The organism is Promicromonospora iranensis, assembly GCF_028994805.1.
GTDB lineage: Bacteria > Actinomycetota > Actinomycetes > Actinomycetales > Cellulomonadaceae > Promicromonospora > Promicromonospora iranensis.
Genome location: NZ_JAJQQP010000013.1, coordinates 1 through 18,822, shown reverse-complemented (window position 1 = coordinate 18,822; position 18,822 = coordinate 1). Strand labels below are relative to the sequence as shown.

Sequence of the window (18,822 nt, the reverse complement as noted above, 5' to 3'; positions counted from 1 at the left end):
TCACGGACCGTCACCGACCGTCACGGCCTCGGCGCGTGGTCGCTCCTGTCGGCCAGCAGGTCGCGCGTGAGCTGGTCCACGAGCTGCGCGATCTCGGGCTCGTCGCCGTCGGGCCACTCGGCGACGTAGCGCCGCAGCCGTTCCCGCTCCGCCGCCCGGATCGATTCCGCGGCGTCGTCCGCACCGGGCAGCGCGCGGACCGTGTCGCCGTCGACCTCCACGAGCCCGCGGGTGGCGAGGGAGTCCGCCACGTCCCGCACCGCTCGCTCGGAGCCGGCGGTGCGCTCGGCCATGAGCCGTACGGACCGGGTGCGCTTGAGGGAGACGCGCGTGACCATCCACGCCTCCTGCGGGGACAGGCCGACGTCCTGCGCGACGACCTCGTAGACCCGCAAGGGGTCCCTCTTACCGACGTGCCGCCACACGATCATCCGAAGCTCCTCGAGCGAGGTGCGGGATGACGGCAGGGCGAAGGACTCGCCCGCCGCGTGCCCCACGGTGGCGCCGTCGCCCGCGCGGGTGGCGGTGCGCAGCTCGACCTCGGGCAGCAGCCAGGTCAGGAGGAAGGCCAACGCTGCCACCGGCACCGCCCCCAGGAAGACGACGTGCAGCGCGCCGGCATAGGCGTCGAGGAACCAGGTCTGCACCTCGGGCGAGCACTGGGCGAGCGCCTGCGTGGAGGCCGCGAGCGCCTCGGGATCGCAGGGGCCCTGGGCGGTGTCCGGGACACCGGTCACCAGCTCGTCGGTGAGGCGGCCCGCGAAGATCGTGCCGAAGACGGCGACGCCGATGGACGCGCCGATGGTGCGGAAGTAGGTGGCGCCCGACGTCGCGGTGCCGAGGTCGCGGTAGCTGACGGCGTTCTGGACGGCGATGACGAGCACCTGGGTGACCATGCCGAGCCCGGCCCCGAGCACGAACATGCTCAGGCCTGCCTGGAGGGTCGTCGTGTCCTGGTCCATGAGGGAGAGGAGGTAGAGCCCGACGGCGGTGATCGCCGTGCCGAGGACCGGGTAGATCTTGTAGCGCCCGGTGCGGGAGATGAGCTGTCCCGACGCGATGGACGTGATGAGCAGGCCGAGCATCATCGGCGTCATCTCGAGGCCGGACTCGGTGGGGGTCGAGCCCTTGACGGTCTGCAGGTAGAGCGGCAGGTAGGTGATGGCGCCGAACATCGCGAAGCCGACGGCGAAGCCGATGACCGCCGCGACGGAGAACACCTTGTTGCGGAAGAGGCGCAGCGGCAGCACGGGCTCGGGGGCGTGCCGCTCGGCCAGGACAAAGGCGAGCAGACCCGCGATCGCCAGTGCGACCAGGGCGTAGACAGGTCCGGATCGCCACCCCCATGTGGTACCGCCCAGGCTGGTGACGAGCACGATCGCCGTCGAGACGGTCGCGAGCAGGGTGATCCCGGCGTAGTCGATGCGGGGCCTGGCGTCCGTGGTGATGCGCGGCAGGACGACGGCGACGACGAGGAGCGCGACGGCCCCGAGCGGGATGTTGATGTAGAAGACCCAGCGCCAGTCGAGGTGGTCGACGAAGAAGCCGCCGAGCAGCGGTCCGGCGACCGACGAGACGCCGAAGACCGCGCCGAACAGGCCCTGGTACCGGCCACGCTCCCGGGGTGGCACGACGTCGCCGATGATCGCCTGGGACAGCACCATCAGCCCGCCGCCGCCAACGCCCTGCACGGCGCGCCACGCGACGAGCTGGCCCATCGTCTGGGACGTGCCGGCGAGGACCGACCCGGCGAGGAAGATCACGATGCAGGTGATGAAGAGCGTCTTGCGGCCGAAGAGGTCGCCCAGCTTGCCCCAGAGCACCGTGGTGGCGGTGCTGGCGAGCAGGTACGCGGTCACGACCCAGGACAGGTGCTCCGCGCCGCCCAGGTCGGAGACGATGGTGGGCAGCGCGGTGGCGACGATGGTCTGGTCGAGGGCGGCGAGCAGCATCGCGAGCATGAGCCCGCCGAAGATCGCCCAGACCTTGCGCTGCGGCAAGGCTTGCGGTGCGGCCTCTGCGCTCTGTGCGGTCATGCGGCGCCTCCCAGCGTCCGGCGGACGGCGAGGTCCGCGCACTCCCGGCACACACACTTGCACGGGCGGTCCGGGTCGGCGCGGGGAGCCGGCGGCCGTCCCGGGGTGATCTCGGTTCGACCGGTACCGAAACGGATTGAGCCCGTGTTCCCGTGGTGCGACAGTGGGAGCCTGGAGGGAGACCACATGTCCGACTCGCTCGCCGTCGAGGCGCGAGGCCTCGTCAAGCACTTCACCAGCCGCAAGTCCGTCACCAAGGCGGTGGACGGCATCGACCTCTCGATCACCGAGGGCAGCGTCTTCGGTCTGCTCGGCCCCAACGGTGCGGGCAAGACCACGGTGGTCCGCATGCTCGCCACCCTGCTGCGGCCCGACGCCGGCACCGCGAGCGTGCTGGGCCACGACGTCGTGCGCGACGCCGACGCCGTGCGCTCCGCCGTCGGCCTGACCGGGCAGTACGCCTCCGTGGACGAGGACCTGACCGGCACCGAGAACCTGCTCATGCTCGCCCGGCTGTACGGGTTCACGCCTGCCGCGGCGAAGCGGCGGGTGCAGGGCCTGCTGGAGGCTTTCGACCTGGCCGACGCCGGGTCCCGGCAGGTCAAGACCTTCTCCGGCGGCATGCGCCGGCGCATCGACCTCGCCGCCTCCCTGGTGCTGTCCCCGCGCGTGCTGTTCCTGGACGAGCCGACCACCGGCCTGGACCCGCGCAGCCGCAACCAGGTGTGGGACATCGTCCGGGTGCTCGTGGACGACGGCGCCACCGTGCTGCTCACCACCCAGTACCTCGACGAGGCGGACCAGCTCGCGGACCGCATCGCCGTGATCGACCACGGGCGCACGATCGCCGAGGGGACCGCGAGCGAGCTCAAGCGGTCGGTCGGCGAGGGGGCCGTGCACCTGCGCGTCGCCGAGGTGGGCGACCGCGCCCGGGCCGCCGAGATCACCGAGCGGGTGCTCGGCGCCGAGGTGACCTTCGACTCGGACCCGCACGCCATCGCGGCGCGCGTGCCCGACGAGGGGGCCGACGCGGTGCCCCGGCTGCTGCCCGCCCTGGCCGAGGCGGGGATCAGCGTGCCGGAGTTCAGCCTGGGCCAGCCGAGCCTCGACGAGGTGTTCCTGGCGCTGACCGGCCAGCCCTTGCCGGACGACGCGGAGCCGGGCGAGGCCACGTCCAGCGAGGCGCGCGAGTCGACCGAGGTGTCGCGATGACCACCACCCTGCGCGACGCCGTCGCCCTCAGCGAGCGGCCCGCGCGGCCGTCGCCCGTGTCGACCACGCTGACGTTCGGCTGGCGCGCGCTGCTGAAGATCAAGCACGTGCCCGAGCAGCTGTTCGACGTGCTGGTCTCCCCCATCATCTTCACGCTGATGTTCACGTACCTGTTCGGCGGGGCGCTGGCCGGCTCCACGCAGGCGTACATCCAGTTCCTGCTGCCCGGCATCCTCGTGCAGACCATCCTGTTCGTGACGATCTACACCGGGTACACGCTGAACACCGACATCTCCAAGGGTGTGTTCGACCGGTTCCGCTCGCTGCCCATCTGGCGCCCCTCGCCCGTGGTGGGCGCGCTGCTGGGCGACACCGTGCGCTACACGATCGCCTCGGTCATCACGATCACGCTGGGGCTGATCCTCGGTTTCCGGCCCGACGGCGGGGTCCTGGGCGTGCTGCTCGGGGTGCTGCTCCTGCTGGTGTTCGCGTTCGCGCTGAGCTGGACGTTCATCATCCTCGGGCTGCTGGTCCGCTCGCCCAACGCCGTGATGGGCATCTCGATGATGGTGCTCATGCCGCTCACGTTCGCCTCGAACGTCTTCGTGGACCCGGCGACCATGCCGTCCGGCCTGCGCGCGTTCGTGGGCGTCAACCCGGTGAGCCACCTGGTCACCGCCGTGCGCGGCCTGATGGCGGGCAGGCCAGACGCCGCGGAGATCGTCTGGGTCCTGATCGCGTCCGTGGTCCTGACGGCGGTGCTCGGGCCGATCGCGATGCGGATCTACCGCACCAGGACCTGAGGCCGGTTCGTCAGCTGGCCGTCGGGTGAGATTTGCCGTGCCGTGAGGAGGAGGACAGCCCGAGTTCATGACCGGGCGGCAGCGTGATGGCCGACCGGCCGGAGGGCCGGTTCGCGATCACGACAGGAGAATTCTGTGAAATCGACTGCCACCCGATCGACTACGCGCTGGCTCCGCACGCTCGGCCTCACCGGAGGCGGGCTCGCGCTCGCACTCACCGGCACGCTGCTGCCGTCCGCCACGGCGGCACCCGGCGGCCAGACCGGCGGATCGTGGGCCGAGACCGCCTACCGCGGCAGCGTCGACGTGGTCGCCGGGCCGGACGAGGACCAGGACACCATCGACGGTGTCGTCTTCGTCGACCGCGACAAGGACTCCGTACAGGACCGGGGCGAGCGGGGCCTGCGGGGCGTGACCGTCACCAACGGCCGGGACGTCACGACGACCGACCGCACGGGCCGCTACGAGCTCCCGGCGTTCGACAACATGACGGTCTCCGTCACCCAGCCGCGTGGCTACCAGGTGCCGGTCGACGCCGACAACGTCGCGCAGTTCTTCTACCACCACCTGCCCGAAGGCTCGCCCGAGCTGCGGTACGGCGGCATCGAGCCGACCGGCCCGCTCCCGGCCGAGGTCAACTTCCCGCTCGCCCCCAGCAAGCTCACCAGCTCGGCGAAGCAGCACTGCCTCATCGGCGGTGACATCCAGACGTACGACCAGGACGAGGTCGAGTACGCCCGCAACGGCGCGTTCGCGGACCTCGCGGCACGCACCGACTACACGGGCTGCGGCGCGCTCTTCATCGGCGACGTCGTGGGCGACGACCTGTCGCTGTACCCGCAGACGCGCGAGCTGGTGAGCATGCTCAACGGCCCGGCGCGGTTCCTGCCCGGCAACCACGACCTCGACTTCGACGCCACGAGCAGCGAGCACACGTTCGACACGTACCGGGCCAAGCTCGGCCCCGAGTACTACTCCTACGACGTGGGCAAGGCGCACGTCGTCGCGCTGAACACCGTCGAGTACCCGGTGGGCACCTCCTACACCGGCTCGCTCGACGAGCGTCAGCTCGAGTGGCTGCGCAACGACCTCGCCCAGGTGCCGCAGGACCGGCTGATCGTCATCGCCGCGCACATCCCGCTCCTCGACTACGCCGACCAGGGCAGCTCCAAGCACCAGGTGGCACAGGTCAAGGAGATCTACGAGCTGCTCGAGGGCCGCGAGGCCATCGCGCTGGGCGGTCACACGCACAGCATCGAGAACCTGCGCGCGGGCGACAGCCTCCAGGGCTGGTCGGACGTCATGGGTGTCGACGAGCTGCCGTTCACGCACATCACGGCCGGCGCGATCTCGGGTGACTGGTACTCCGGCACCGTGCTGCCGGAGGGCTACCCCGCGGCGCTGCAGCGCGACGGCGGGCAGCCCGGCGTCCTGACGCTCGACCTCACCGGCACCCAGGTCAAGGAGCGCTTCACCGTCCGCGGCGCCGACGACACCCACCAGATGGCGCTCGGCGTGAACACGCCCCGCTACCGCGAGTGGTTCGCGGCCCACCGCTCCGCCGTCGGCTCGGCGCCGGAGTACACCGACCCGCTCGTCGTGTCGCGGGCCGACCTGGCGAACACCACCTGGCTGACCACGAACTTCTGGATGGGCAGCACGGGCTCGACGGTCACGGCGACGCTCGACGGCGGCGAGCCCGTCGAGGCCGTGCGCACGCAGCCGATGCAGGGCGAGGCGCAGAAGGTCGGCGCCGAGTGGTCCGACCCCGTGGCGGCGCAGCAGCAGCTGGTCCACGGCGGCAGCGTCGCGGAGCGCTCCATGCACCTGTGGCGCGTCGAGCTGCCGGCCGACCTCGCGGCCGGCACGCACACCGCCGAGGTCACCGCGACGGACGTGCACGGGCGCGAGTTCACCCAGTCGCTGACGTTCGAGGTCACCGACTGACCTGACGTCGCGCCCGGGCGGCCCGGCGGGAGGACGGCGGCAGGTCCGCGCCGTCCTCCCTCCGGGCCGTCCCCTGTCTCGTCACGATCTTCCCCGCTCCCGTCGCCGCACCTCCCGGACGGCTTCGTAGCGGTCGAGGGCCACCGCGCGCTCGTGCTTGTGGTCGACGACGGGAGACGGGTAACCGGCCGGTGGTCCGCCCGGCAACGCCCAGGGCTTGTGCACCGCCGCACCGGCGACGTCCGCGAGCTCGGGCACATAGGTGCGCACGTAGTCGCCCTGCGGGTCGAACCGTTCGCCCTGGAGCACAGGGTTGAACACCCGGAAGAAGGGTGCGGCGTCCGTGCCCGTGCCCGCCACCCACTGCCAGCCGTGCTGGTTGGACGCGAGGTCGCCGTCGACGAGCAGGCGCATGAAGTGCCGCGCACCCCACCACCACGGCAGGTGGAGGTCCTTGACGAGGAACGAGGCGGTGATCATGCGCACGCGGTTGTGCATCCAGCCCTCGGCGCGCAGCTGTCGCATCCCGGCGTCGACGACGGGAAAGCCCGTGCGGCCCTCGCGCCACGCGGCGAACAACCGGTGGGCCTCCGGGCCGCTGTCGGTGGCCAGCGCGTCGTACGCACGGTCGTAGTTGCGCCGGGCGGAGTCGGGACGCTGGTCGAGCACGTCGGCGTAGAAGTCGCGCCACGCGAGCTCCGTGCGGAACGCCTGCGCGCCCTCCGACGTGCTGTCCGCGAGGTCGGCGAGGAGCGTACGCGGGTGCACGCAGCCGTACTTCAGGTAGACCGACATCCGGGAGGTGCCGGGCTGGTCGGGCCGGTTCCGGCCGGTGGCGTAGCCGTCGAGCTGCGCGCCCAGGAACTGCTGCCACCGCTCCCGGGCCGCCGCCTCACCGGGCTCGGGGAGGTCGGCCGTCACCGCGGGTGGCGCGGGCACGGGCACCGCCTCGACCGCGACGCTCGCGGGATCGATCCAGTCGAGGTGGTCGGCGTCGGTGCTCGCCGGTGGGCGCCAGCCATGGTCGGCCCAGGCCTGTCGGAACGGGGTGAACACGCGGTATCGGCCGCCGTCCGCGGTCCGGACCCGGCCGGGTGCCACCGCGTACGGGGAGCCCGTGCGCACCAGGGACCGGCCCTGCTCGGCGAGCGCCTGCTCCACGCCGCGGTCCCGGAGCCGGCCGTATGGCCCGAAGTCCGCGGCGACATGGACGTCGTCCGCGCCAACCTGGTGGGCCACCTGCGGGACGACCTCGGTCGGGTCGCCCTCGACGACCAGGAGCCGGCCGCCCAGGCTCCGGTCGAGGTCCCGCAGGCAGCCGTAGAGGAACCACAACCGCGCGGCGCCCGACGGCGCGAGCAGCCGCCGGTCGAGCACGAACAGGGCCAGTGCGCGCGAGCCCTGTCCGGCAGCGAGGAAGGTGGGCTGATCGGCCACACGGAGGTCGCGGCGGAACCAGACCAACGCCGTGGGCGTGGTCATGACGGGTCCCTCGGATCGCGCGCTCGCCGTTCGCACCGTGATGGAAGGTTCCGGATGGTCACTGCGCCCCCTCGTTGTACCTAGCCAGGCTACCTTCTAGCGTAGGACGCAACGGTGGGGGGCGCGGGGCGGCCTTGTGGTCAGCCAGGCTGCGGCACCGGGGTCTGCTGGTAGAGCGCGAGCTTCCAGCCGTCACCCGCACGCGTGTAGACGCTCGACATCAGCGCCACGAAGGCCGGTTCCTCGTCGTCACGGTAGGCGCGCCCCCGGTAGACGAGGGCCGCGTCCCGGTCGCCGATCCGGACCAGCCGCTCGTCGGTGATCTCGTAGGTCCGCCACGGCGGCGCGTCGTTCAGGGACGCGACGACCGCCGTCCGGTCGAAGACCTGGCCGTGGGCCAGGACCATCACACCGTCCGCCGTCATGATCGACCCGTAGAAGTCACCTCCCGTCCCGTCGCACAGGGACTTCCATCCCTGGTGCTCGAGATCCAGCAGCTCGTCGATGTCCACGGTTCCTCCCTTTCATCGCGACGTCAGTCAGGAACGACGGTAGCCAAGGACGAGACGTGATGTCGCGGCCCGGCCGTCAGCGGCGCACTTCGTACGCCCGGATCACCGTCTCGTTGATCTGCGAGCCGGCCTTGCCGGGCGGGCCTGGGCAGAACTGGGCGGAACTGCGTGGACGTGGGCGGGAGCGGCTCAGCCGACGAGCATGAGCCAGCACATCCCGGCCGTGCCGAGGCTCATCGCAGCGCTCGCCACCAGGTCCGCGCAGCTCCGGGCCCTGGCCGGCTCCCGGTGACGCAGGTGCCGGACGAGGCCGACCACGAAGCAGGACCCGCCGACCGCGAGCGCCGCCGCCAGCAGTGCACCGCTGACCGCGGCCCAGCCGCCGAGCTGTGCGTGGGCCACGACGTGGGCCGCCGCGTGCCCGTGCCCGTGCCCCGGCCCCGGGGACAGCGCCGACCCGCTCGGGACGCCGGGGCTCATCGCGGCCACCGCCCAGACCATCGCCAGCATCATGGCCGCGTGCACCACCTGCGCCCGCGCACTCTCGTGGTGTGCGGTCGGCAGGCCGCCGCCCGTTCCGCCCCGGGACAGCACATCGGCGGCACGCCACCCGGCGGCAGCCGCGAAGAATCCTGCCGCCAGCGCGAAGAAGACGAGCTGGGGCAGCACCGGCAGCCGAGCCCACCACGGCCACACCATGGCGACCATGACCGCGCTCATGCCCAGGTGGAACAGGTAGCCGGTCGCGACGAGCACCTGGCGGACGGTGACGAGACGCCAGAGGGAATGCACGGTCAGCAGGGCGAAGAGACCTGTGGTCGCCCATTGCACGACCGGGTCCGACGTCATGGGCGTCCCCCGCGTGCGGAGGTCACGTGAGCGCCCGGACGGTCTCGCGCTGGTCCCATGCACCTCAGGTTCCCACGGCCCGGAGGTGGGCGGCACGGCGAGCCGCGGACCGGTCAGCAGGTCAGCGCGACGAGTAGGCGCCGGCGGCGATGTCCTCGAGGAGGGTCGGGCCGGTCGGCGCCCAGCCCAGCAGCTCCTGGGTCGGCCGAGTCGGCGATCACCGTGTTCGCCGTGTCCTTCGCCCAGTGGATCCGCGACGGTGAGGAACGCTCGCTCGCCGACATCGAACGCACGGTGCTGGCCGAGCTGCACGGCCTGGCCGGGGGCGACGCCGCGTGAGCGGATCCTCGGTGTCGTGATCTTCAGGGCGTGATCTTCAGGGCGCGACCTTCAGCGTGAGAGCAGGGCGCGCAGCTCGTCGGTCGCGTCCGTGGCGGCGAGCAGGCGGACGCCGTCGGGCAGCAGGATCAGGACACCCGAGTGTGCCCGTGCCGCGACGCGCGCCTGCTCCCACACCAGGACGAGCTGCAGGACGATCGCCTCGTAGGCATAGTGGTCGTCGCTGTGGGGCTTGCCGAACTGGCGGTGCAGCTCCTTGCCCACCTGGTAGCGGGCCTGCTCCCGCCCGAGCCCGACACCGGCGAACACCCTCACGAACGTGCTGGCGGCGAGCGCGACGCTGTCCGCACGGAGCAGTGCCTCGACGCCGGTGCCCGAGCTCTCGGTCATGGGTGCCACGGTACCGCCCAGCACCGGAGGCGGAGCCTCCTGCGGGGCATCAGTCCTGGATGAGCGCGACGACGTTGCCCGCCGGGTCGGCGATCCACCCGATCGTCGGACCCTGGGACGGGTCGGTGCTGCGAGCGACGCCCCGCTCGTCCTGGTCGAACTCGGGATAGCGGATCAGGCTCACCCCGGCCGCCTCCAGCTCCGTCACCGCCTGGTCGATGTCCGGCACCACGAGGTTGAGCACGGTGTAGGACGCCGGCGCGTGGGCCTCGCCCTTCGGGTAGACGAAGACCGACGCGTCTCCGCTGAGGTCGATCTCGAGACCACCCATCGAGTTCTCTCGCGCGGGCAGCCCGAGCGTGTCGCGGTAGAAGCGGAGAGCGGCGTCGGCGTCGTCCACCGAGAAGCCGCTGAAGCTGCGGAGCGTGGTGACCATCGTGGGTCCCTTCCGTCGGGTTCCATCGGAGCGGTTGCAGGGTCGACCGCTGGTTCCCGGAGAAGTCATCGGTCGCCGTGAGAACCGGTACCGGAGCAGGGCATCGCACGAATCCGCGCGCCGGCCCCGAGAACTGCGCGCAGCACCTTGACCGGACGAGCCGGGCTCGGGCAGAGTTCGCGATGTTAGCGCTCACAATGCCGATGACAAAGGAGTCATCCCGTGCCCCCACCCCTTGCCGTCCTGCTGCCCCGGCTGAGCCGCAGAATCCTCGCGGCCGGCGCCGCCGCCGTCCTGGCCCTCACCCTCGTGCCCGCCGCCCCGGCGTCCGCCCAGTTCATCGACGTGCCGAACCCGATCGTGCAGCAGCGTGCCGACACGGCGATCCACAAGCACACCGACGGCTACTACTACATGACGGCCTCCGTGCCGGACTACAAGCGCGTCGAGCTGCGCCGGTCACGAACTCTCGCGGGCCTCGGCTCCGCCACGCCGGTCACCGCGTTCACGGCGCCGTCCAGCGGCGCCCTGAGCGGCTGGATCTGGGCGCCCAACATCCAGTACGTCGACGGCGCCTGGTACATGTACTTCTCGGCGTCGCCCAGCACGTCACGGTTCGCCCAGCGCCTGTACTCGATACGCAACACCTCGGCGAACCCGACGACGGGCACGTGGTCGGCACCGCAGCGCATGACGACGGGGTGGGACTCGTTCCAGCTCGACCCGGCGTCGTTCACCCTGAACGGCACCCGGTACTTCGCGTGGGCGCAGGACAGCCCCAGCACGAGCTACAACAGCCACATGTACCTGGCGCGGATGACGTCGCCGACGACCATCGACACCGCATCGACCGTCGAGATCGCCCGGCCCACCCACGCGTGGGAGATGGAGGGCGTCGCGGGCGTGGTCGAGGGCCCGTCACCGATCGTGAAGAACGGTCGCGTCTTCATCGCGTACTCCGCGTCCGCCACCGACTCCCGGTACAAGCTCGGCCTGGTCTCCGCCTCGGCGTCCGCCAACCTGCTGTCCGCGTCCTCGTGGACCAAGCGGTCAACACCCGTCTTCCAGACGGCGAACGGCTCCTACGGCCCCGGTCACGGCAGCTTCACCGTCGCCGAGGACGGCGTGACGGACCTCCTCGTCTACCACGCGCGTGACTACGCGACGCCGACGCCGGACGCCCTGACGGATCCCAACCGGCACACCCGGGCCCAGCAGCTGTACTGGGCGGCGGACGGCTACCCCTTCTTCGGCCAGCCCCAGGCGACCGGCTCGGGGCAACCCGGGATCCGTGGGCGGCACAGCGACAAGTGCGTCGACGACTACGACTGGAACACGGCCGACGGCGCGCCGGTCAGGCTCTACACCTGCAGCACCGCCGCGGCCCAGAAGTGGGAGCTCAGCTACGTCGGCGGGCACTACCGCATCAAGAACCTCCATGCGGGCAAGTGCCTGGACAACCTGAACGGCTCGGCGGCGCTCAACGCCGACGTCGGCCTCTGGACCTGCAACGGCGGCACCAACCAGGACTGGTCGATCATCGACCGGGGCACCGGCTGGTTCTCCCTCCGCAACCGGACCAGCGGACTCTGCCTGGACAACTACGAGTGGGACACCGCGAACGGCGCACGCCTGTCGATGTACACCTGCAACGGCACCGACGCCCAGCTCTGGCGCCGGGGCTGACCTCGCGGGCACCGGTCGGCGTCCGTCGACCGGTGCCTGCGCCCCAATTTTCCAGTTCACCCGCTCTGTGACACAACCTTCCGCATGCTCCGCCCGTCTTACGTGGCATGGGGAACAACGCAGCGATCCACCCGGTCATCCTCGGTGGCGACGCCGGTGCCTACAGCCTCGCCCGCGCCTTCCACGAGCGGCACGGCGTCCGGTCGACCGTCGTGTCCATCCGCCCGACGCCCAACGTCGCGCACTCCACCATCATCGACAACGTCGTCGAACCACGACTCGACGACCCGAGCGTCATGGTCGAGCTGATCCGACGGGTCGCCGCGGCCACTCCCGGCCCGGTCATCGCGCTCACCTGCGTGGACTGGTACGTGCGGGCGCTCGCGGAGCATCGCGCGCGCCTGGAGGACGTCGCGGTCGTCCCGTACCCGTCCGTCGATCTGCTCGATCACGTCATGGACAAGCGGCGGTTCTCCGAGCTGTGCCACGAGATCGGCGTCCCGCACCCGCGTACGGAGGTGCGCGACGGCGGGGAGCCCGTCGGCGACCTCGACCTGAGCTATCCGGTGATCGCCAAGCCCGGCGACAACACGGCGTGGCAGCAGGTCTCGTTCCGCGGCAAGGCCAAGGTGCACCTGGTGCGGGACCGCGACGAGCTGGCCGCGCTCCTGCGGGCGGCCGGGGGCGCGGGCTACCGGCGGCCGATGATCATCCAGGAGTACGTTCCCGGCGACGACTCGCAGATGCGGATCATGACCACGTACTCCGACCGGACGGGCAGCGTGCGCATGGCATGGGGCGGTCACGTGCTGCTCGAGGAGCACACGCCCGGGACGCTGGGGAACCCGGCCGCGATCCTCACCGGTCCGCTCCCGCAGGTCGAGGCCGACGCCCGCCGGCTCGTGGAGCATCTGGGCTGGACCGGGTTCGCGAACTTCGACGTGAAGGTGGACCCGCGGACCGGCGTCGGGCACTTCCTGGAGCTGAACCCGCGCACCGGACGGTCGAACTACTACCTGACCGCGAGCGGGCTGAACCCCGCCGCCTTCTGGATGGCCGACCACCTCACCGGGCGCTGGCCGCTCATGGAGCCGTCGGAGGTGCTGTACCGGATCGTCCCGGGCTTCCTCCTGGACAAGTACGTGGGGGACGACGCGGTGCGCGCCGCCGTGCGTCGCGCCCGCGTCGTGCACCCGCTGAAGTACCGGCGGGACCTCTCGCCCCGCCGCGACACCTGGGTGCGGCTCGCCGAGCTGAACCAGGTGCGCAAGTTCGCGCAGTACCACCCGGTGCAGGACCCGGGTGCGGCGCCCGAGGAGCCCGGGCCGCCCAGGTCGGTGGAGACGGTCTCGGCCGAGGAGCGCGAGGTTGCCTGACGTCGGCACGCCCGGCGCCGGGGCATCGGCCGGCTCCTCGACCGGGGCCTCGGGCGCGCTCGTCGGCGTGCTGGGCGGGGTCGGGCCGCTCGCAACGGTCCTGTTCATGGAGCGTGTCGTCCGCATCACCGAGGCCGCGCGCGACCAGGACCACGTCGACATGATCGTGCTGCAGCACGCGACCGTCCCCGACCGCACGGCGTTCGTGCTGGGACGTTCCGCCGACGACCCGGGGCCCGTGCTCGCCGCCGATGCACGGCGGCTCGCCGGGGCCGGGGCGGACTTCCTCGTGCTGCCGTGCAACACGGCGCATGCTTTCGCCGGCACGATCGGCGCGGCGACGCCGGTCCCGCTGCTGTCCGCGGTCGACGTGACGGTGTCCGCGGTGCTGTCGCACGACGTCTGGACCGGCCGCCTCAGCGGGCCGCGGCCGGAGGCGGTCGGGCTCCTCGCGACGGAGGGGACCATCGCGTCGGGCGTCTACCTGGACGCCTTCAACGCCCGCGGCATCAAGACCCTCGTGCCGGACGTCGCCGACCAGGCGACGGTGACGTCCCTGATCTACGACGACGTGAAGGCGGGCCGCGGCGGAGACCTGAGCGCGCTGGACGAGGCCATCGCCGGTCTGCGCCTCCGTGGTGCGGACGCGATCGTCCTGGGCTGCACGGAGCTGTCCGTCGCGGCGGAGGCGACACCTCCCGATCGCCTGCCCGACGTCGTTCTCGTGGACGCGCTCGACGAGCTCGCCCGGGCGACGGTGCTGCGTGCGGGACGCCGGCTCCGTGCGGGGCTCTCCTGACCCGGGCCGCCAGGACCTCGCCCTCCTTGGTGCGCCGTCGCGCACCTGTGCTCGCTCCATGGCGCGCCATCCGGAGCAGAGACCCGCGCTCGTCCTCGACCTGGTCGCGCCGGGCTGCTCGGACATGCCTGCATGGGCGCCGTCGCGGCCGCCGGGGACTGTGATCTGGGACGCGGCTGGCGATTCGACCCCTCCTGGTCGGGCACCGGGCTCGAGTTGGGGTAGTATTTCCGTCGGCCCCAAGGGGCCAAAACCGGTAGTGTCGAGCATGCTCGAAACACCACCGCGGGCTGTGGCGCAGCTTGGTAGCGCACTTGACTGGGGGTCAAGGGGTCGCAGGTTCAAATCCTGTCAGCCCGACAGATCAGGCCCGGGATTCCAACGAATCCCGGGCCTGAAGGGTTTCCGAGACTTGAACCGCTCTCCATTTACTCTCCACATTGAGCACTCCGGCGCAGGGGGGCCTGACCCTGCTTCTTGGACACGCTGATTCCAGCATCTGCTGGGGAAGCGAGATGATCAGGAACTATGGCCAGGAAGAACTACTCCGAGGAGTTTCGTCGCCAGGCCGTGGACTTGTATGAGTCCACGCCGGGTGCCACGGTCCGCGGTATCGCCGAGGACCTCGGTATCGTGCGCGGCACGTTGCAAGACTGGCTCGATACGTACGGGACGGGCAAGAAGACCGCGCCGGACGGCACACGGACCTCGAGCCCGCTGCGGTCCACCACGGCGCGTTCCAGTGGGGTGCCGGCCAGTGCCACGGCGCCTGCGGATGAGACACCGGAGCAGAAGATCGCCCGGCTCGAGGCGGAGAACGCAGCCTTGCGGGCGGAGACGACGAAGCTGGCCACCGAGCGGGAGATCCTGCAGAAAGCGGCGAAGTATTTCGCCGGGGAGACGCGCTGGTGAGTCGCTTCCAGTTCGTTGCCGACAACTGCAACACCTTCGAGGTGAAGCGACTGTGCGAGCTCGTCGAGATCGAGCGTTCGTCCTACTACGCCTGGAAGGTGTCCTCGCCCGTGCGGGCCGAACGCGCTGCCGCGGACGCGGCCCTGGCCGCACGGATCCGCGGGGTCCACGCAGCTGACAACACCGTCGGCGCACCACGAGTGACCGCAGAGCTCAACGACGGCGCCTCGGCCGGGGAGCGGGTCAACCACAACGGGTCGCACGGGTGATGCGCGCTGCCGGTATCGCCGGCTACGTCAAGAGACGCAAGGTCCGCACCACCGTGCCTGAACCGGCCGACCAGGTCGTGCCGGACCTGCTGCAGCGGGACTTCACCGCTCAGGCACCGAACCAGCGTTACGTCGGCGACATCGCCTACCTACCGATCAGTCCGGCCGCGGGCGGCGGGAACCTGTACCTGGCCACCGTGATCGACTGCTACAGCCGACGCCTGGTCGGCTGGGCGATCGCCGACCACATGCGCACCGAGCTCGTCACCGACGCGCTCAAAGCCGCCGCTGCGACCCGTGGATCGCTGACCGGGGCGGTCTTCCACAGCGATCACGGGTCGGTCTACACCTCCAAGGCCTACGCCGACCTCTGCACGGCCCTGGGCGTGAGGCAGTCCATGGGAGCGGTGGGCACCTCGGCCGACAACGCTCTCGCGGAGTCGTTCAACGCGACCCTCAAACGCGAGGTCCTGCAGGACGCGGCCTGCTGGCCGGACGAGGCCACCTGCCGCCGTGAGGTGTTCCGCTGGATCCTTCGCTACAACAACCGCCGCCGACACTCCTGGTGCGACTACACCAGCCCCGTCGGCTACGAGAACAGCACAGCAGCCACTACGCTCACCACCGCGGCATAAACCAACCCCGTGTCCACGAACCGGGGTCAGGGCCCCTCCGGCGCAGGTGAGCCGTCCCCCGCACCCAGCTTGGTTCGGGTTCTGCCGTGTCCTGTCGGGTTCGACAGCAGACCAGCATCGAACAAGCAGCCCTCCCTCCACTACAGGGTCTCTCGACCCGTACCCACCCCCGTCGCCCGGCTGGTGATGTGTGATGGCTAGGTGTTGCGGGTCATGACGTTGGTGACGCGGGGTCGGGTGTGAGGAAGGGGTAGGCCTGGCGGCAGGATGGAAGTGCGACCAACCGTCCTAGCCGAGGAAGACCTACCCCTTCATGACCCACGCTAACGCCCCGCTGACCCCTGCCGGCCGCCTGCGCCTGGTCCAGCGCTGCCAGTCGCGTCCGATCGCTCATGTCGCTGCCGAGGCCGGTGTCTCACGCGCCTGCCTGTCGAAGTGGAAGAACCGGTAGGACCGACTCGGTGAGGCCGGCCTGCACGACCGCGCCAGCGTCCCGCACACCTCGCCCACACAGACCCCGCTCGAGGTCGTGGACCGGATCGAGGCGCTGCGCCGCGAACGGAAGTGGTCCGCGGCCCGGATCGCGCTCGAGCTCACCAGCGAGGGCCACCAGGTCTCGGCGCGCACCGTGGGCCGCTGGTTCGACCGTCTCGGGATCAACCGGCGCCGCCACCTGGACACCGGTGGGGAATCGAACCGGCGGCCGCGGCGGATCATCGCCCGCTACCCGGGCCACATGGTCCACCTGGACGTCAAGAAGGTCGGACGCATCCCGGACGGCGGCGGATGGCGGGCCCACGGGCGCGGATCGGACCAGCACAAGGCCGCCCAACGCGCCAAGACCCGTGACGCCAAGACCCGTGACGCCAAGACCCGTGGCACCCGAGCTGGGTACGTCTACCTGCACTCCGCCGTGGACGGGTTCTCCCGCCTGGCCTACACCGAGCACCTCACGGACGAGAAGGCCGCCACCACCATTGCGTTCTTCGCCCGTGCCCGGGCGTTCTTCGCCGCCCACGGCATCAACCGGATCGTGCGGGTCGTGACCGACAACGGTGCGAACTACCGCGCCAGCGTCTTCGGGCGCACCGTGGGCGCGTTCGCCTCCCGGCATCAGCGCACCCGCCCCTACACGCCCCGCCACAACGGGAAGGTCGAGCGCTACCAACGGATCCTGGCCGAGGAGTTCCTCTACGCCCGCACCTGGACCTCAGAGACCGAACGCGCGAACGCGCTCGGGATCTGGAACGTCCACTACAACTACCATCGGCCCCACACCGCCGTCGGGAACCAGCCCCCAGCCGTGAAACTCACGACCGGCGTCACCAACGTCATGACCAGCAACACCCTAGACAGAAGGGGTCAGTCCTGGGCGTCGCGCAGGTCGGCGCCGAGCACCGAGAGGTTCTGTCCGATGTCATCGAGGGCGGCTGCGGCGTCACCGCTCACCGCCTCCTCGGCCTGCTCAAGCTGCGCCGTGGCCTGGTCCACCTGCTGCTCCGCGTCGGCAACGGCCTGCTGGCCCTCCGCGGACGCGTCCTGCTCGGCCTTCTCCAATGCGGCCTGCGCGTCGTCGATCGCCTGGTCGGCCTCGGCCACGGCTACCTCGGTCTCGGCCCTCGCCTCGGCATCGAGGTTCTCGAACGTCGCGTGAGCGTCGGCGATCGACTGCCTCGCCTGGTCGACGACACCCCGCGCCTCGCCCGAGACGTCCTTCACCTGGTCGGCGGTGTCATCGATGTCCTGGCCCGAGCACGCGGCGAGCGTGCCACCCAGGCCAAGGGTGAGGCCGGTGGCAAGGGCAAGGGAAGCCAGACGGCGGGCGACGGGGACGTGCTGCCAGCTCGCGGGGGTGCGGTTCACGCTGTCCTCCTCAGTACGGGTATGGCAGTCCGATAAGTACGGGTATGGCAGTTCGAACACGGTGACACTACATGCGCCGAGTCGCATCTGTGCTGGTTTGCACGGCTGGTTCCTCGGTCCACGACCTCGCGCGCCCGTCGCGAGACCGGCCCGCGCCGGGCAGAGTCGGAGTCCCGGGAACGAGGGCGCGTGCCCGCCCGGCACGTCCGGACGATGCGAAGCACTCAGGTGGCCGTGGGCCGGCACCTCGTCGTCGTGTTCGACGAGGGCGATAGCTTCTTCACCGCACTGGCGGGGTCCTGCCGCGACCACAGAATCCGGCCAGGGCGTGATCCCCGACGTCCTGGGCACCTGCGACCGGATCGAGAACCCGAACGCGCCGGTCTGGTCGAAGGTGCACCTAGAAACCGCCAAGGCGCACAGGTAGGGGACGCTCGCGTGGGGCAAGTCCACCGGCACGGTCGCACCGCGCGGCGCGCACGCGGCCGTCGACCAGCCCCGGCCCAACAGGACCTTCATCGCCACGGACGCCTTGACTCATCGCGACCGGTTCGCGGGGATCGTCTACGCCCGACGACCTACAGGCCTACCTGCAGTACGCGGTACACAATCGCCGCCACCACGTCTGGCCCACCCCCGACCAGAGACGCCCCTCCCCCACTCAGTTCCGCCCGCGCAACAGCCCCAATCTCGATGACCACCACCCCATCGGCCCGTGACATCCGTCAATTGCTCCAGCACGTGGCCCGCAGTCCGGCATGGCGGCGGCCTGCGACCTCGCCATCACGTCACACGTGCCGCTAAGAGGCTAGGTAGCCAGCTTGAGGCACGGGTAGGGATGTCCGACGCCTCTCGGAGGCTGGCGTGGATCGCAGAGGTCGATGAACTGAGAGCCCTATTCAGCGCGAGAGTCGGTAGGACTCCAGGTTGGTGATCATATGGATGATGCTTGGTAGTTCGGCCAGCCGGCCGCGGTAGCCGGCTGAGAGGATCTTCCACTGTTTGAGTAGGGCGATCGCGCGTTCGACCGGTGCTCGGAGGCTGGCGATGTGCTGGTTCCAGGCCTTGTCCTGGGTGCTGCGCGGGATGCCGGTGGTCTTCTTGCGCGGCGTCAGGCGGGTGTGCTTGACGTAGGCGGTGTCGGCCAGCACCGCGACCACGCGCTGGGCCCGGGCGGTGGTGATCTGGTCGGCCCATCCGACCTCGTCCAGGGCCCGCGAGTCGTGCCGGGAGCCGCGTACCGGTACGGAGACGTCGGCCAGCGTTCCGTCCCGGA

The 18,822-nt window shown here is 70.9% G+C and carries 14 protein-coding genes, 1 tRNA gene and 2 pseudogenes; 9 read left to right on the top strand and 8 right to left on the bottom strand.

Features of this window, described 5'->3' with window-relative positions:
- Positions 1–20: 20 nt before the first annotated feature.
- Positions 21–2,078 carry an MDR family MFS transporter gene (locus LUM46_RS20675; RefSeq protein ID WP_274996570.1) on the bottom strand — a complete coding sequence of 686 codons (2,058 nt, stop codon included), beginning with the start codon at positions 2,076–2,078 and terminating at the stop codon, positions 21–23.
- Positions 2,079–2,222: 144 nt separating this feature from the next.
- Between LUM46_RS20675 and LUM46_RS20670 the strand changes: the two genes are divergently transcribed.
- The 3 genes from LUM46_RS20670 (at position 2,223) to LUM46_RS20660 (ending at position 5,998) form a co-directional block, all read left to right on the top strand.
- Entirely contained in the window at positions 2,223–3,248 is a 1,026-nt protein-coding gene (locus LUM46_RS20670) for an ATP-binding cassette domain-containing protein (RefSeq protein WP_274996569.1), read from the top strand.
- A complete protein-coding gene (locus LUM46_RS20665; RefSeq protein WP_274996568.1) occupies positions 3,245–4,051 on the top strand; it encodes an ABC transporter permease in 807 nt (268 codons plus the stop codon). The genes LUM46_RS20670 and LUM46_RS20665 overlap by 4 nt, the downstream gene beginning before the upstream one ends.
- Positions 4,052–4,186: 135 nt before the next feature.
- Entirely contained in the window at positions 4,187–5,998 is a 1,812-nt protein-coding gene (locus tag LUM46_RS20660; RefSeq protein ID WP_274996567.1) for a calcineurin-like phosphoesterase family protein, read from the top strand.
- Between the two features lie 81 nt (positions 5,999–6,079).
- Here the strand turns inward: LUM46_RS20660 and LUM46_RS20655 are convergent, their stop codons facing one another.
- The 5 genes from LUM46_RS20655 to LUM46_RS20635 form a co-directional block, all read right to left on the bottom strand.
- On the bottom strand, positions 6,080–7,480 hold the full coding sequence (locus tag LUM46_RS20655; protein WP_274996566.1) for a cryptochrome/photolyase family protein: 1,401 nt from the start codon (positions 7,478–7,480) through the stop codon (positions 6,080–6,082).
- 140 nt (positions 7,481–7,620) lie between these two features.
- Entirely contained in the window at positions 7,621–7,992 is a 372-nt protein-coding gene (locus tag LUM46_RS20650) for a nuclear transport factor 2 family protein (protein WP_274996565.1), read from the bottom strand.
- Positions 7,993–8,181: 189 nt separating this feature from the next.
- Positions 8,182–8,841 (bottom strand): DUF5134 domain-containing protein, encoded by a 660-nt coding sequence (locus LUM46_RS20645; protein WP_274996564.1) that lies wholly within the window; start codon positions 8,839–8,841, stop codon positions 8,182–8,184.
- A gap of 390 nt (positions 8,842–9,231) precedes the next feature.
- Positions 9,232–9,570: a hypothetical protein gene (locus tag LUM46_RS20640; protein WP_274996562.1), complete on the bottom strand. Its 339-nt coding sequence runs from the start codon at positions 9,568–9,570 to the stop codon at positions 9,232–9,234.
- A 49-nt stretch (positions 9,571–9,619) separates the two neighbouring features.
- The gene (locus LUM46_RS20635; RefSeq protein ID WP_274996561.1) at positions 9,620–10,006 is read right to left on the bottom strand and encodes a VOC family protein; all 387 of its coding nucleotides are present in this window, start codon (positions 10,004–10,006) and stop codon (positions 9,620–9,622) included.
- 222 nt (positions 10,007–10,228) lie between these two features.
- Here LUM46_RS20635 and LUM46_RS20630 point away from each other — a divergent pair, with 222 nt between their 5' ends.
- The 6 genes and pseudogenes from LUM46_RS20630 to LUM46_RS20605 form a co-directional block, all read left to right on the top strand.
- Positions 10,229–11,692, top strand: a complete 1,464-nt coding sequence (locus LUM46_RS20630; protein ID WP_274996560.1) for a family 43 glycosylhydrolase — start codon at positions 10,229–10,231, stop codon at positions 11,690–11,692.
- Positions 11,693–11,799: 107 nt separating this feature from the next.
- On the top strand, positions 11,800–13,068 hold the full coding sequence (locus LUM46_RS20625) for a carboxylate--amine ligase (protein WP_274996558.1): 1,269 nt from the start codon (positions 11,800–11,802) through the stop codon (positions 13,066–13,068).
- Positions 13,061–13,867: a cysteate racemase gene (cuyB, locus tag LUM46_RS20620; RefSeq protein WP_274996557.1), complete on the top strand. Its 807-nt coding sequence runs from the start codon at positions 13,061–13,063 to the stop codon at positions 13,865–13,867. Before LUM46_RS20625 ends, cuyB begins: the two co-directional genes overlap by 8 nt.
- A 286-nt stretch (positions 13,868–14,153) precedes the next feature.
- A tRNA-Pro gene (locus tag LUM46_RS20615) sits at positions 14,154–14,227 on the top strand.
- A gap of 168 nt (positions 14,228–14,395) precedes the next feature.
- Positions 14,396–15,683: pseudogene (locus tag LUM46_RS20610) on the top strand (IS3 family transposase).
- A 313-nt stretch (positions 15,684–15,996) separates the two neighbouring features.
- Positions 15,997–17,028: pseudogene (locus LUM46_RS20605) on the top strand (IS481 family transposase); the annotation flags it as partial.
- Positions 17,029–17,045: 17 nt separating this feature from the next.
- Here the strand turns inward: LUM46_RS20605 and LUM46_RS20600 are convergent.
- Complete coding sequence (locus LUM46_RS20600; protein ID WP_274996556.1) at positions 17,046–17,546, bottom strand: hypothetical protein; 501 nt, start codon at positions 17,544–17,546, stop codon at positions 17,046–17,048.
- A gap of 899 nt (positions 17,547–18,445) precedes the next feature.
- A partial coding sequence (locus tag LUM46_RS20595; RefSeq protein WP_274996555.1) for a transposase family protein occupies positions 18,446–18,822 on the bottom strand: 377 nt, incomplete at its 5' end.

Coding starts and splice junctions, on each gene's coding strand:
- LUM46_RS20670 (WP_274996569.1), top strand. CDS start 2,223: ATGTCCGACTCGCTCGCCGTCGAGGCGCGAGGCCTCGTCAAGCACTTC.
- LUM46_RS20665 (WP_274996568.1), top strand. CDS start 3,245: ATGACCACCACCCTGCGCGACGCCGTCGCCCTCAGCGAGCGGCCCGCG.
- LUM46_RS20655 (WP_274996566.1), bottom strand. CDS start 7,480: ATGACCACGCCCACGGCGTTGGTCTGGTTCCGCCGCGACCTCCGTGTG.
- LUM46_RS20645 (WP_274996564.1), bottom strand. CDS start 8,841: ATGACGTCGGACCCGGTCGTGCAATGGGCGACCACAGGTCTCTTCGCC.
- LUM46_RS20640 (WP_274996562.1), bottom strand. CDS start 9,570: ATGACCGAGAGCTCGGGCACCGGCGTCGAGGCACTGCTCCGTGCGGAC.
- LUM46_RS20635 (WP_274996561.1), bottom strand. CDS start 10,006: ATGGTCACCACGCTCCGCAGCTTCAGCGGCTTCTCGGTGGACGACGCC.
- LUM46_RS20625 (WP_274996558.1), top strand. CDS start 11,800: ATGGGGAACAACGCAGCGATCCACCCGGTCATCCTCGGTGGCGACGCC.